The organism is Pseudomonas sp. NFIX10 (assembly GCF_900111955.1).
GTDB classification, from domain to species: domain Bacteria; phylum Pseudomonadota; class Gammaproteobacteria; order Pseudomonadales; family Pseudomonadaceae; genus Aquipseudomonas; species Aquipseudomonas fluorescens_AA.
Genome location: NZ_FOKH01000019.1, coordinates 1 through 12184, shown reverse-complemented (window position 1 = coordinate 12184; position 12184 = coordinate 1). Strand labels below are relative to the sequence as shown.

Sequence of the window (12184 nt, the reverse complement as noted above, 5' to 3'; positions counted from 1 at the left end):
CTACTCCTGTTTCACGCCAAGGCGAACGATCGCGATGTCGTAGCGGCGCAAGGCCTTGCCGGCGTCCCACTCCAGGATTTCCGCCTCACTTACCGAGTAAATGAGCGGCACCACATCGAGGATCACTTCGATGTCGCGCTCCGAAAGAAGTCCGCCGGTTTGTTTAAAAAATCGTCGATGCGCACCTGCAACTGGGTCCAGTCGGGCACGGTCAGCCGGTCGAGATCGGGAATCATCAGACCGGTGCAATGGGCGGTGATGAACTCGGCGCGTTCCTTGGCCGTTTTCAGTTTTTTCATCGCCTTGGTGGCACGCAGCACTGGCATTTCCAGGGTCAGCGAAGTCATGCTGCGCCCCGCAACGTCGAGCGGTTGCAGCAGCTGTACCTGGTCAGGATCGGCGGGTGCGCCGGCCATCTGCTCCAGGAAGTGAGACGTCGGTAGGGTGGACATTTCATGCACGTATTGCGCAATGCTCACGTAGTCCGGGCGCTTGAGCTGGTCGAGTTCCTTGACCGACAGCCCCGTGGCCAGTTTGGCCAGTTCGAAGAACTGATCGTCTTCGTCATCACCGGCGCGGGCCAGGGCGTCTTTTTGCGCGGCGTAGTACAGCGGCTTGAGGGGAAGTTGCTCGATCTGTGTTTCGTCGTCACCGGTGATCGGCGACAGCAAGACATGAACGGGAGGCGTCCAGGACATGGAATCAGTTCCTTGATGAATCAGAGGACAACCTGTGGGAGCGAGCTTGCTCGCGATGACGTCGGATCAGTCAGCATCGATTTGGGCTGACACACCGCTATCGCGAGCAAGCTCGCTCCCACAGGGATTGGGTGCAACTGACGGGCATTCGTTTACGGCAACAACACCGCACGGCGAGCATCGCCGAGGATGTCGACGCCGTTGAGCACGAACTTCTGGGTGCGTACGTCGATGTCGATCACCGGGACGCCGTTTTCGAGGCGGTTGTAGGTGCGGCAGGAGAGGTCCAGCGTGGTGGTCGGTTTATCCCCCATTTTCAGCGGCGCTTCGACCAGGGACTTCAACTTCCCGCCGACGGTGTGGTAGGTGAACCAGGTATTGCCATCCTGGTCCTGACCGGCCTCGCGCACGTTCAGCAGGATGTCGTCGCCTACACTCACACCCAGGGCCAACATGATTTCCGGCCCCACGCCTTGCAGCACCAACGTAGCCCCGAGCACGGTGCCACTCTTGGCCATTTCCTCGCCAATAAAGCGCCCACCGCTCATCGTCTCCATGGCGAACTCAATCTTGGGAGGGGTGAAACTTTCCACGGTCGCCGACAACGGCAGGCCCTGCAGGGTGGCCGCGATGGCCTGTCTTACGCGGTTGGTAAACATTAGAGAACATCCTCCAGGAACTGCTCGATGATTTCATCGCGGGCGTTGAGTTGATAAATCATGTGTTCGTTCGGCGCGTAGCGGCCGTAGTCGATGACCACGTACCAGGTACCATTCTTGTACTTCTCGACGCTGTTCAATTCCGGGTGCAGGTACACGCTGCCGCCGGGAATGGTTTCGTCGGCGACCAGGGTTTGCAGCCAGTCGTTGATGCGCTTGACTTCCTGGTCCATGAACGACTTGGTCAGGTTCTTGGCCATGGCTTTCTGGCCGGCCTTCACCAGCTTGCGGCTGATGGCATCTTCCAGGCCGACGTAGCTGATGAACTTGCCGGTGATGGAACGGTTGCCCAGCAGCGAGAAGCCGCCGAGGATGGTCCGGGCGTAGTAGCTGACGCCGTAGCGGTTGAGCAGATCGCCTTCGGTGGAGGTGTCGAGGATGTTGTATTCGACGGTGCGGGAAACGTCTTCGGCGTAGGTGACTTGGTTGCCCGGGCTCTCCCATTGCTTGACCTTGGCCAGGGCGGCGATGGCCAGGCTCGACGGCGCCAGGAAGACGTTTTTCTTCGCGGCCTTGGAGTACACCGCCGGCATGTTGTGCACCACCAGGCAACGGTCGAAACCAAGGTCCGCGCCGCCCAGTTCCTGGCTGTAGGTCACCTGGTCGGCGACCGCGACGTCCTTGCCATCGAGCACCACACGGGCCTTGATGCGCTTGCCGAACGAGGCGAACTCGCTGGCCACGGCCTTGGTGCCGGTAAAGCCTGGCGCGCCGATGATGGTCAGGTCTTCAGCGACCCCACTCAACGCGGCCAAGCCCAGCTTGCGCCCGGTCTGCGCCTCGATACCGCCGATCACGTTGTTCTGCGTGTCGGCCAGCGTGGCGCCCTCTTCGACGATAACCACGTACACCGGCACCTTGACCACTTTGAGGATCTGGTAGACAGCGTGAAACAACGTCCCCGCTTCGGCACCGGTCGGGTCCAGCTGGGCCTGAGTGGTGAAGCTGTTGATACGGAACGGGGTGTTTTTCGGAATCAGCGGGTTGGCATTCGGCGCGGTGCCGACCAGCCCGATGACGTTGTCACCCAGGCCACCCATGGCCTCGGGAGATTCAGTGGCATTGACGGTAATGCCGTTGTGCTCGAAGTTCAAAACCTCAGCCATGGTTATTCAGCCTTCTTGGTGGCGGCCTTTTTGGCCGGTTTGGTGGGGATGGCTTGCGTGTCGACAGCCGGTTTGTGCGCCGCCAGGGCGCTGCTCAGTTCAAGACGACCGGCACTGCGCAAGGCATTGGCCTCGACATCCAGCAGATTGAGCTCCTGGCCGATGCTCGACCAATGGCCGCCGCCGATGGGGAATGGCAGCAACACGGTGTATTGCTTACGAATGGGCATCTACGGGTTCTCCAGACGCGAAAAGCACAAAGCCCCAAACGGGGCTTACTGCAGGCGAAAAAAAACCGCTGTCGCGGTTAGGGTTTACTTGATGAAAGCTGGCATCACAGGCCAGACAAACTTGGACGGGTCCTCGATCGCCTCGGGAATATCACGCAAGGTCTGACGGTAAGCCTTGACCTCGGCCCGCTGCGCTTCTGTCACGGGATAATCCGGCAGTTGGGTAAAGTCCGTATCTCGCAAAAGCTGATTGCGGCGGGTGCGAATGGCTGCCCACTCGATTTCATGCGACGGTATAGCGAGCGGAATATCAAGATGATCCGCGTTGGATGTATCAGACATGTTCGTTCCTTAACTGAAGACAACGGTTTCGGCCAAGGACAATTTGGTGCTCAAGTCGCCCAGATTGAACAATCGGCCATTGCCCACTCGCATCGTGTCGATACGCACAGTGGTGTAGTAAATATTGGGAATCAGAATTCGCATGACAATATTGCCGTTGGTATCGACATACACAGCTGGCGTCATATTCCCGAAAGTCGAAACACTTTGCAGGACCCGCGTGGGCTGATAGCAATACCCCACCAAGGTTTCGTCGATTATTTTTGCTGTGCCGTAGCTGTAACCCTTGATGTTGAACCAGAACATTTCCGAGTGGACATTGATGTTCAGCGGCACTCTGAAATGCATGTACACGTTCGCGCTGGCACCCAAGTTAGTCGATACAAAATCACCTTGTGCCGTGGCGCCATAGACGCCGCCAGTCCCGTAGACATGCCCTTGCAACACGTTGCGACGAATCGTGCCAAGCGCAGTTGGATCTCCTTCAACATCCTTCAGGCTTCGCCACTCATTGAACTGGGCCAAAGCCGTGGCCATGGTCGTGTTGATACTGCCGATCTTCCCATTGACCACTGTGGTCAAATTGTTGGCCGCTGTCACCAGCGACGCGATAGTGGTTTCCAGGCTCACGTTGTCAAACTCCTTGTGCTATTGATTTATTTGGCGACTTCAAGCGTCATTACCCGAAACAGCAAGCCGACATGCCGTGCCATGTTGTCGATATTGGCAGTCGCTACGGTGGCAATTTCCTCGCTCAACAGGATGTTCAGATTGTCAGACCCGACCACCACCGTGACGCTTTGCGCCGGTAATGGCGAAATATCAAGCGTGAACTTTTGCAGTACACGGGCCGCGGCCGCCTTGTAGGTCAGCAACTTTCCAGCCACCGAATAGACCGCCAGCAACGTCCCAGTTGACAGATAAAATCCGAACTCACCGATCTCGTATTCATCTGCTCCGTCGAACAGCGCGGCCATTCTCAGTTGCCCGGGATCAAGGTCTTCGTAATCCACAATCGCCACGCGCTGCCGTTCATTGCGAAGCGCTGTTTCCGATCCATTTGGATCGTAGCGGGCGGTGCCGGCACCGATGTGAGTGATTTCACCTTTCAAACCTTGGTTCTTTGCCTGCAACACCTCCGCCAAGCCGGCGGAAGTGAAGCGAACCAAGCGCGTTATATCTTCTGTCATGGCTGCGCCCTGAGGTCGTAATCGTTAATGATGTAGGGTTGGAAAACCCCGATATTGGCAAGCCGCGCGTCGAGTTCGAGCATGGGCAGCGTCCCGCACAGAAACAGCTCTCCCTCGCTCAACGGGCTGTGCATGACTGCGGTTGCTGCGAGTCCTCCGCTCGTTTGATGCACGAGAGTGATGGTGGCCTGGTCGCGCTCGCTCTTGGCTGCATTGATTCGCTGTATCAGCCGATTGTGATCACCACTGGCCCAGCTTTGGCCGATGACGGCTTGCACATCAAAGGTGTAGGGGTGAGCGCGAGGGTGCTGTTCGTACCAAGCAGTAACCTGAGGTGTGAACCCCAGAGATTCGACGGCGTGGTTCAAAGCCTGGCGAGTACCGGCCTGGCGCTGGATCTGCCAGGACAATGAAACCGTCAAACGTTTTTCCTGGTCGCGGGCTTGCGCATCCCATTCGCTGACACCCCGATCCGCGGCCAAATAAGGCAGGAAAACGGACGGGGTTTCACCTGGATTCATCAGCTCGGGAAACGGCGGATCGATGCGTTCGAGCAGCCGGGCGAAACCGAGATCCAGCGCCCGTTCCAATGGCGAACTGTTGACCGGCAGCAGGCTCAGGCGGGGTGTGTCGTCAGTCATAACGTCTCCACCTCGACCTCGACGCCCGTGCAGTGCGGGGCTTGGAAAGCCGTCGTCACAATCGGTGCAAGTGGTTCGAGAATCTGGAGCTGAACCGCGCCAGCACTGTGCAGCGTGTAGTCGATCCAGCTCGGGTCCACCCGACCTTCCAGTCGATGACACGCCTCGGCGTATTCCCGCAATTGCTGTTCGGCGGCAACCTGGGTCAAGCCCGAATCCGGGCCGGCGTTGATCTTCGCCACGACGCGGATTTTGTAGGGTTTGATTTGCGCGGCCTGCACGATGACCAGATCGGTTTCCGGCCGTACATCAGGCCGGGCGAAGTGTTGGCGAACACCGTTCAGCAGCGCTTCGGACGGTGTGCCGTCGCCCTCGCGGGAAAGCACCGTGACCGTGACTTCGCCCGGTGCCGTCCGGCGTCCGTTGCCGTCCTTGACTTGCGCGGCGAGACCATCCGGATCGAACGTGTAGGTCACGTTCACGACACCGCCAGCGGCACTTTCCACCTTCACCGCAGGCCGTTCGCCGAGGGTGAAGACCTCTCGCCGATACTGCATGCGCGAGCCCGCCGCCGGAGCATGGGGTGCCAGGTAGTAACGCAAGCGAGCGTCATCGTCGCTCTCGTAGACCGGGGCGATGGGCGGAAACGCCGCAGGATCGCCCGGGTCGAGCAACTGACGTTCGAGCCCCATGTCCGCGAGGCGAGCATCGAGGTTGGTCCCGGTGGCCCACCACGCCAGCATCTGCTTGATGCGAGCGTTGTATTTGCGTTCGTGGGTTTGCAGCCGGACACAGAACGCTTCCAGGGCCAGGGTCAGCAGTTCGCTTTCGTTTTCGAGGCTGTCCACCAGTTTCGCCGCGCTGGCGGGAGAGCGTGCGGCGACGTACTCGACCACGAAGGTCTTGAACTCCGCGAGAAGGTCCTCGAATGCTTCGACGGTGACGATGGCCGGTTCGGCCAGTTGGTTCTGGCCGGGTATCAACATGCTCATGTCACCACCTCGAAAGTCTGTTTGCGGTTTTTCCAGGTGCCGGCGAAACGCAGCAGCAATCCGGCACCGTGCCGGCTGGCGACAATGACCTGCGGCTCGAAATCATCGATGCCATTGTCCGGGTTGTAGAACGCTTGAGCCGCGTGGCTCTGGGCGAGGATCAGCAGGTCGTCGCCGAGGTTCTGCCCCAGCAACTGCGTGAGTGCGCAGCCATACAACGGGCGCTTCTGGCGAGTGCCCAACGGCGTGGTCAATGCACGGGTAGCGCGCTGCACGAACTGCAGCCAGTCGTCGACCGTGGCGCCGGTATTTCGATCGATTCCAATCATGAGGAAATCTCTTATGCGGTACTGATGACGCGTCCCTGGTGATCCACCACCGGGCCGCTCAGGTGCACACCGGAAGCGTCGAGCCGAATGCCGACGGCGCCGACTTGCAATTCGATGGCCTCGGCTGTCATCGCCAACCGCGACGGGCCGATGTTCAGTTGGAGGGCTTCACGGGAACCGCTGAACGCCGCCGGGCCGTTTTGCCAGTGCAGGACATGGCTGGCATGGTCGTAGCCGTTTTCCGTACCGTCCTGATAGAGGCGCCGCGTCAGCGAGGCCTGGGTCGAGACCGGCGGGAACTGACCGCCGTTGAGACCGAACAACGCCACCGCCTGCCCGCCGCTCTCGCCGCCGCCATGGTTCAGCAACAGGCACTGCTCGCCCACGGACGGAATCCGCGATTCGCTCTGGGCGCCGGCGCTCGGATTGAAAAAGCGGATCGCCGGCGTCAGCAACCCGCCATGGCTGACCTTGCAGGTGTTGCTGGCCGCATCGACTTCCTGGCAAACGCCGATGCGGCAGAAACTCTCCGCACGCCGATGCAGGTCTTCCAGCTCGGTTTCCATCTGTGCCAGACGCTCGATGATCGGCCCCAGATGCATCCGTAACAGCCCATCGAACATGGCTCAGCCCTCGAGTGCGGTGTATTGATCCGGGTCGTCGATGTTCGACACTTCCCAGGTACGGGCAAATTTCGGGATGCCCAACGGGTCCTCCAGCAGCGTCGGGCCGAGGTACAGGGTTTGGTTGAAGGAAAGGGTCCAGGCGCTGTACACCCGTGCTTCGTGGATGAACGTGGAGGCGAGGCCATCGATTTCCGTGGGCAGATCGCATTGATCGCCCGACAAGCCCCAGCGGTTATCCACGATCAGGTGCTTCAATTCACCGGCCAGATCGCAGGCCTCCCAGCCTGGAACGGCCATGACCACTTGCAGGGAAACCGTCAGGACATGGGCGATACGCCCGTCATTGGCGCGGTTACCTGACGCATCGCGTTCAATGGCAATCAGCACCCAGGGTTGGTCGTCGGTGCCATCGAACGCCTGAGGGCTACCGACTTTCAAGGTGGGATAAGTGATGCGCAGCGTCTGGGCAATGGCGACGAACAGCTGCGACGGTTTTTCGATGAGGACGGGCATTGATCGCCTCCTGGTGTATGGATCAGCGATGTGAGTTCACGGCTGGTCGGGAGGAAGGTCCCGCGGTGGCATTTCGCAAACGCCGATCCGCTTGGCGACCCAGCGCTCGTAAAGACCGATCGCCACATCGGCACCGGCCATGGCAGTCAGGCAACCCAGGGCGCAAGCGCTCCAGATCGACATGCCGAGGGCATACAACAGCATGGTTGCCGAAACCCCGCAGACCACGCAGGCACCGGAGCGCAGCACCACGCGGCGCAGCAACGGCCAGCCACGGGCCCCCTCCTTGTCGGCGCGCCACATCTCGCCGGACACCCCGCCCACCAGGGCGAGCACGATGACCAGCCAGATCGGCATGTCCAGCAACGCTTGTTGCTCGTTTGTCATGTCTCGTTTCCTGGGGTGATTAAGATTGGGCGGGGAAGTTGTTTGAAGTTGAAAGAGAGGTGGGTCGTTGCAACCCGTTAAGTCACTGGAAGCGGCGTTCAAGCGTTCGTCAGCTCATTGAAGGCTGACATCACTTTGGCGCAGCGCAGGTCGCGCCTTTGTAAGTCATGGTGTAGGTGTAGTGCCTGTCCCAAGGCAGCGGTAGCGCACTGGGTGCTGCCCATTCGGCGTAGTTACCCGACATAGAACCTGCGGCGACGAACTTACCCATGGCAATGGTCGCGAGATTGTTGGCGCTTCCTGCCCCCGGCATCGGCACACTCCCATTCCACTGGAGATCGTCCCCGTTCTGGAACCATGCGCCCTTCCAGCCGGCTTGGGAGCTCGAGTACCAGGTATTGTCTTCTTTGAAACAGATCGTCTGGTTGGCATAAAAACCGCCACCCGGAACATGGTAGGAAGCGAATTGCCAGGAACCGACAGGTGAGGTTTCGGCAGACGCATGGAGGGCCTGGGTCGCCAGGACGGCTGCGAGCAGCATGCTGAATAATTTCTTCATTAGCTTACTTCCCTTAGATAAATAGGTTTTTGAGGCGCGTTAATACAACTCTTTGAACTGGATACCTCCGGAGCCCCTGTTACGCCTACCGAGTAATCAGCATGTCCACACTGGTCGAGTCGCAGGAGTTGTCGGACTTCCTGTCGATGACCAGATAAAGCGAAGATGTCGGCGTAACCGCTACGCTATTCAACATAAACGTAGTGCTGCCGCCGTTTGCCAGGCTTCCGGACTGGAGCACGGTGTCACCCAGATTCAGCGACCAGCCAATCCCATCCCCGCAGGCGTTATGCAGGTCGTTGACCCGACCCAGCACGTTGATGTTGCCGGTGACAGGACTGGCCCAGCGGAAGATGCTCTGGCTGTTGGTGCCGGGATGTGTGGCTACGTCGCCCTGCTTGAATACAAAACTGGTGCCTGAACCCGTGAAGGTGACGTTTGCGTGGGGAATTAAAATCCAGGCTCCCGTAGTAGTGTCCTGCCAGCAAGTGGTTGGCTGGCCATTGCATGTCCCCGCCTGGAACGTAGGCATGAGCGTGTAGTTGGCCGAGGCATTCACCCCCGATTTGTTTTGCATGAACGACCACGGCGAACCGGCCGGTGCGGCTTCGGTCATCAGGTACATGTCCCGGGCCAGGTTCCATGACATGGCCGTATCAGCCCAAGTGTTCAGGGTTACGAAGGACGACAGAAACGCAGTCGCCAGTAGGATTTTTTTGAGCAATTTCATTTTTCTTACCTCGATGGATGTGATTGAGCACGGAGTGCTGGGTCTCCTCCGCACGCTGTTCGCTCGCCGGCGTTCACTCGAGGCTCAACGGCCTTCACATGATTCAACGTCCCACAGCGGGAGCATTTGATCTGGAGTTCGGTGTTCTCGCCCACGCGGGCCAGAAGTCGTTTGCAGTGACCGCATCTGAAATCCTTCAACATTGAAAGCCCTCCATTGGCGGCGGTGATGTGGTTGAACGCACCTCACGGTGCAGGCATTCCAAAAAGCCCGGTTGCCCAGGCTTTTCAGTAATGCGCTTGATCTTTCGGCGCGACTGGCGCGGTACGGATCCATTCAAATTGTTCCTCCGGCCGCGGTCCCTGCCCGCCGGATAACTGCTTCTGGTGCTTTACGCTGCACACCCGGGTCAGTTGCCAACCCTCTGAACCGTTAAGGCCGGTTCATCGCTGCCTGTTGGTGGAACTAAAGAGCTTTGTTGCCAGCCGCTTTGTCGAGCGGCTTGGACACAGAATATGCATGGATGCATATACAGTCAATGCGTAAATGCATTTATTTATGCACATAGAATGCGCAAATGCATGGATCCCTTATAAATACGGGGCTGCGAGTTTTCGGGAGGCGAAAAAAAACCCGCACGGCGGCGGGTTTTTATCTGACAGCGGAGGGGTTAACGGGCGTACATGCCCCACCAGAAGACGTGACCGAGAATGACGATTTGCTCGTCCTGCATTTCCTGGAACGTGTAGTCCTCGTCCGGATGCTCGTCACGGTTGAAGCTGCGCAGGCGGATACCGGTGGGCAGGCGATAAAGCTGCTTCACCCGCAGTTGGCCGTTGTGATTGATGGCGTAGAGGTCACCGTCGACGATGTCGCCGATCCCGCATTTGCCGGCGTTTACCCCGACCGTGGCACCGTCGCGCAGCACCGGCAACATGCTGTTGCCGCGCACCGTCACGCACTTGGCCTGGTCGAACTGCACGCCGTTATGGCGCAGGCTACGCTTGCCGAAGCGCAGGCTTGAGCGCTCGCTTTCCTCGATGACGAATCTTCCTGATCCAGCAGCCAATTCAACCTCGCGCAGAAAAGGGACCGACACTTCGTCTTCTTCGACGGGTGTTTCATCGTCCCACAGGCTTATGTCCTTGAGTTCGGAATGCGGCTCATCGCGGCGAACATTGCCGGCGGGCGCAACGTCCGCGCGCCCGCGCAACTGATCGGTGCTCACGGCAAAATATTCGGCGATCTTCGAGATGTGTTTATCCGAAGGGTCGACGATCTTGCCGCTGAGAATCCGCGAGAGGGTGGACTGAGGCACGCCGGTACGCCGGTGAAGCTCCGTGGGGGAGATCCCGTGCTGATCGAGCAATGCTCTTAATACGGTAGAAACGTTGCGTTTTTGCATAACGCGCATAATGCTTGTTCTTTTCGCAGAAGACAAATGCTGTTTTGCATAAATATGCAATTCAAGCCTTTTGCATTCATTGTGGCGAGGGAGCTTGCTCCCGCTTGGGTGCGAAGCGCCCACAAAAAGGGTCTGCTGCGCAGCCCAGCGGGAGCAAGCTCCCTCGCCACGGAATCGCCCTACACTCCCTTAGGAAAAGGCTCCGCCCCCGTCCTTCAAATCTGCGACACCAGGCTACATCGCCTTGCGCCTCTGCCTACAACTGCGCCAGAATCCGCCGGCTTGTCCACCTTGGATCCCATCGGTACTTTGATTCTCGTCACTGCCCATCAGTGATCGGGTTTAGTCGCTCGGTATTCCAAGGTGCTCATTGCTCCATTCAGTCAGGTTCTTCTATTCCTGCACTTGATGGTAGCTGTGCGCAGGGCGCCCTCGGGCGCGCCGGTTTCTTGGATCCCCGGTCGACTAACCTGCGTACAGCTGCCGCCCCTCGTTTAGTCGCGAGTGAGTGGTGGCTCAACTTCAAGGATCCATAGAATGCCGAAGAACACTCCAAATCCCCCAGACGATCACGTTTCCCGCAGCCAATCGGCCAACGCCAAGAAACTCGATGACGCGGCCACCCGCGCCCTGGACTATTACCTCAAGCCGAAACCCGACAAAGAAACCTGCGACACCCCCGACACCCTTTTCATCATCGCCCCCGACATCGACGCCGAATGCCTGCTCGCCAACCTCAGCGAAACCCTGGCCTCGGCCAATGCCATGGTCAGTGACCTGGCATTCGACCTGGAGGGCTCGCGACGACATATCGCGTTGGGGGTCCAGCAGATGATTGAGTTGGGCCAGTTGCTGGCGAATCGGGCGCTGGATGTGGTTGAGCCGAGGTAGGCGTTTTTGATCGTTGATCGTTCCCACGCTCCGCGTGGGAATGCATCCCGTGACGCTCTGCGTCACCCTCCAGAAGCGGAACGCGGAGCGTCCCTGGCGGCATTCCCACGCGGAGCGTGGGAACGATCGAAGTTGTATTGGCAGCCGTCATCGCGAGCAAGCCCGCTCCCACAGGAGAATCGCGGTCCCACCAAGAATCAGGTCGGCTTTCAGGCCGCCTCGCGGTGGACGTTGATCTCGGCGCCCCATTAACCACGCTGGCTGAACGAAGGTATTGCGCAGTGGGCAACCCGGCATGGATGCCGGGTTAGCCGCGCTGGGCCATGGATGGCCCTTCGCGGCGGCCCACGGAGCAATGCCTTCGTTCAGGCATGCCGAGCCTAGGCGAGGCACCGAGTGGTGGGGCATGAGCGTTTTGCTTACTTTTCGCCGGGCCGCGCAGGCTTCTCAAAAGTGAGCCGCTGTAAGAGCGGAACCGTCAGCAGCCATTACCGCAGCAGGGAGTGTCAGGTTTTTTGTGTGCGGGCCGGTAACGGCCTGCCGTTAGGCAGACCTTCATTTACCACGTCGGCCTGATGAACCGGTCCCCGTACAGGATCGCGAATTGATTCATGGCACTTTTCCAGTCGTGGGCCGCACTGCCCCAGTTCGCCGTGATATTGCGCAAGCCCAGCCAGATTAATTTGATTGCAGCGTCATCGGTTGGGAAGTGTCCTCTCGTTTTAATGATCTTGCGCAGTTGAGCGTTGATGCTTTCGATTGCATTGGTCGTGTAGATCACTTTTCGAATGGCCGGTGGGAAAACAAAAAATGGGACGACTCGATC

The 12184-nt window shown here is 59.0% G+C and carries 20 protein-coding genes; 1 reads left to right on the top strand and 19 read right to left on the bottom strand.

What is annotated here, in order from left to right; genetic code table 11:
• The 18 genes from BM321_RS31010 to BM321_RS17705 all read right to left on the bottom strand — a co-directional run bounded on the left by BM321_RS31010 (position 1) and on the right by BM321_RS17705 (position 10467).
• The gene (locus BM321_RS31010; protein WP_256573515.1) at positions 1-126 is read right to left on the bottom strand and encodes a hypothetical protein; all 126 of its coding nucleotides are present in this window, start codon (positions 124-126) and stop codon (positions 1-3) included.
• Positions 123-698 carry a phage tail assembly protein gene (locus tag BM321_RS17785; RefSeq protein ID WP_092443714.1) on the bottom strand — a complete coding sequence of 192 codons (576 nt, stop codon included), beginning with the start codon at positions 696-698 and terminating at the stop codon, positions 123-125. Before BM321_RS17785 ends, BM321_RS31010 begins: the two co-directional genes overlap by 4 nt.
• A gap of 152 nt (positions 699-850) precedes the next feature.
• Positions 851-1357 (bottom strand): phage major tail tube protein, encoded by a 507-nt coding sequence (locus BM321_RS17780; protein WP_092443712.1) that lies wholly within the window; start codon positions 1355-1357, stop codon positions 851-853.
• Positions 1357-2523, bottom strand: a complete 1167-nt coding sequence (locus BM321_RS17775; RefSeq protein WP_060738969.1) for a phage tail sheath protein — start codon at positions 2521-2523, stop codon at positions 1357-1359. The genes BM321_RS17780 and BM321_RS17775 overlap by 1 nt, the downstream gene beginning before the upstream one ends.
• Before the next feature lie 2 nt (positions 2524-2525).
• A complete protein-coding gene (locus BM321_RS17770; protein ID WP_092443710.1) occupies positions 2526-2753 on the bottom strand; it encodes a hypothetical protein in 228 nt (75 codons plus the stop codon).
• Positions 2754-2837: 84 nt separating this feature from the next.
• Positions 2838-3095, bottom strand: coding sequence for a tail fiber assembly protein (locus tag BM321_RS17765; RefSeq protein ID WP_092330593.1), 258 nt, complete (start codon positions 3093-3095; stop codon positions 2838-2840).
• A 9-nt stretch (positions 3096-3104) separates the two neighbouring features.
• A complete protein-coding gene (locus tag BM321_RS17760) occupies positions 3105-3725 on the bottom strand; it encodes a hypothetical protein (protein ID WP_092330595.1) in 621 nt (206 codons plus the stop codon).
• Between the two features lie 26 nt (positions 3726-3751).
• Positions 3752-4285 carry a hypothetical protein gene (locus BM321_RS17755; protein ID WP_092330598.1) on the bottom strand — a complete coding sequence of 178 codons (534 nt, stop codon included), beginning with the start codon at positions 4283-4285 and terminating at the stop codon, positions 3752-3754.
• Positions 4282-4926, bottom strand: a complete 645-nt coding sequence (locus BM321_RS17750; RefSeq protein WP_092443707.1) for a phage tail protein I — start codon at positions 4924-4926, stop codon at positions 4282-4284. The genes BM321_RS17755 and BM321_RS17750 overlap by 4 nt, the downstream gene beginning before the upstream one ends.
• Positions 4923-5918 carry a baseplate J/gp47 family protein gene (locus BM321_RS17745; protein ID WP_092443705.1) on the bottom strand — a complete coding sequence of 332 codons (996 nt, stop codon included), beginning with the start codon at positions 5916-5918 and terminating at the stop codon, positions 4923-4925. The genes BM321_RS17750 and BM321_RS17745 overlap by 4 nt, the downstream gene beginning before the upstream one ends.
• The gene (locus BM321_RS17740; protein ID WP_014336817.1) at positions 5915-6247 is read right to left on the bottom strand and encodes a phage baseplate protein; all 333 of its coding nucleotides are present in this window, start codon (positions 6245-6247) and stop codon (positions 5915-5917) included. Before BM321_RS17740 ends, BM321_RS17745 begins: the two co-directional genes overlap by 4 nt.
• Before the next feature lie 11 nt (positions 6248-6258).
• Positions 6259-6870, bottom strand: a complete 612-nt coding sequence (locus BM321_RS17735) for a phage baseplate assembly protein V (protein WP_092253768.1) — start codon at positions 6868-6870, stop codon at positions 6259-6261.
• 3 nt (positions 6871-6873) lie between these two features.
• A complete protein-coding gene (locus tag BM321_RS17730) occupies positions 6874-7386 on the bottom strand; it encodes a hypothetical protein (RefSeq protein WP_092443703.1) in 513 nt (170 codons plus the stop codon).
• Positions 7387-7422: 36 nt separating this feature from the next.
• Positions 7423-7773 (bottom strand): phage holin family protein, encoded by a 351-nt coding sequence (locus BM321_RS17725; RefSeq protein ID WP_092443701.1) that lies wholly within the window; start codon positions 7771-7773, stop codon positions 7423-7425.
• A 130-nt stretch (positions 7774-7903) separates the two neighbouring features.
• Complete coding sequence (locus BM321_RS17720; RefSeq protein ID WP_092443699.1) at positions 7904-8332, bottom strand: hypothetical protein; 429 nt, start codon at positions 8330-8332, stop codon at positions 7904-7906.
• An 85-nt stretch (positions 8333-8417) separates the two neighbouring features.
• Positions 8418-9062, bottom strand: a complete 645-nt coding sequence (locus BM321_RS17715; protein WP_092443697.1) for a hypothetical protein — start codon at positions 9060-9062, stop codon at positions 8418-8420.
• A gap of 5 nt (positions 9063-9067) precedes the next feature.
• Positions 9068-9265 carry a Com family DNA-binding transcriptional regulator gene (locus BM321_RS17710; RefSeq protein ID WP_092443695.1) on the bottom strand — a complete coding sequence of 66 codons (198 nt, stop codon included), beginning with the start codon at positions 9263-9265 and terminating at the stop codon, positions 9068-9070.
• A gap of 467 nt (positions 9266-9732) precedes the next feature.
• Entirely contained in the window at positions 9733-10467 is a 735-nt protein-coding gene (locus BM321_RS17705) for a LexA family transcriptional regulator (RefSeq protein WP_092443832.1), read from the bottom strand.
• Positions 10468-11004: 537 nt separating this feature from the next.
• Between BM321_RS17705 and BM321_RS17700 the strand changes: the two genes are divergently transcribed.
• Positions 11005-11358, top strand: a complete 354-nt coding sequence (locus BM321_RS17700) for a DUF6124 family protein (protein WP_092443692.1) — start codon at positions 11005-11007, stop codon at positions 11356-11358.
• A 559-nt stretch (positions 11359-11917) separates the two neighbouring features.
• Here BM321_RS17700 and BM321_RS17695 read toward each other — a convergent pair.
• Positions 11918-12184, bottom strand: a 267-nt coding sequence (locus tag BM321_RS17695; RefSeq protein WP_139236205.1) for a transposase, incomplete at its 5' end; no start/stop codon positions are given.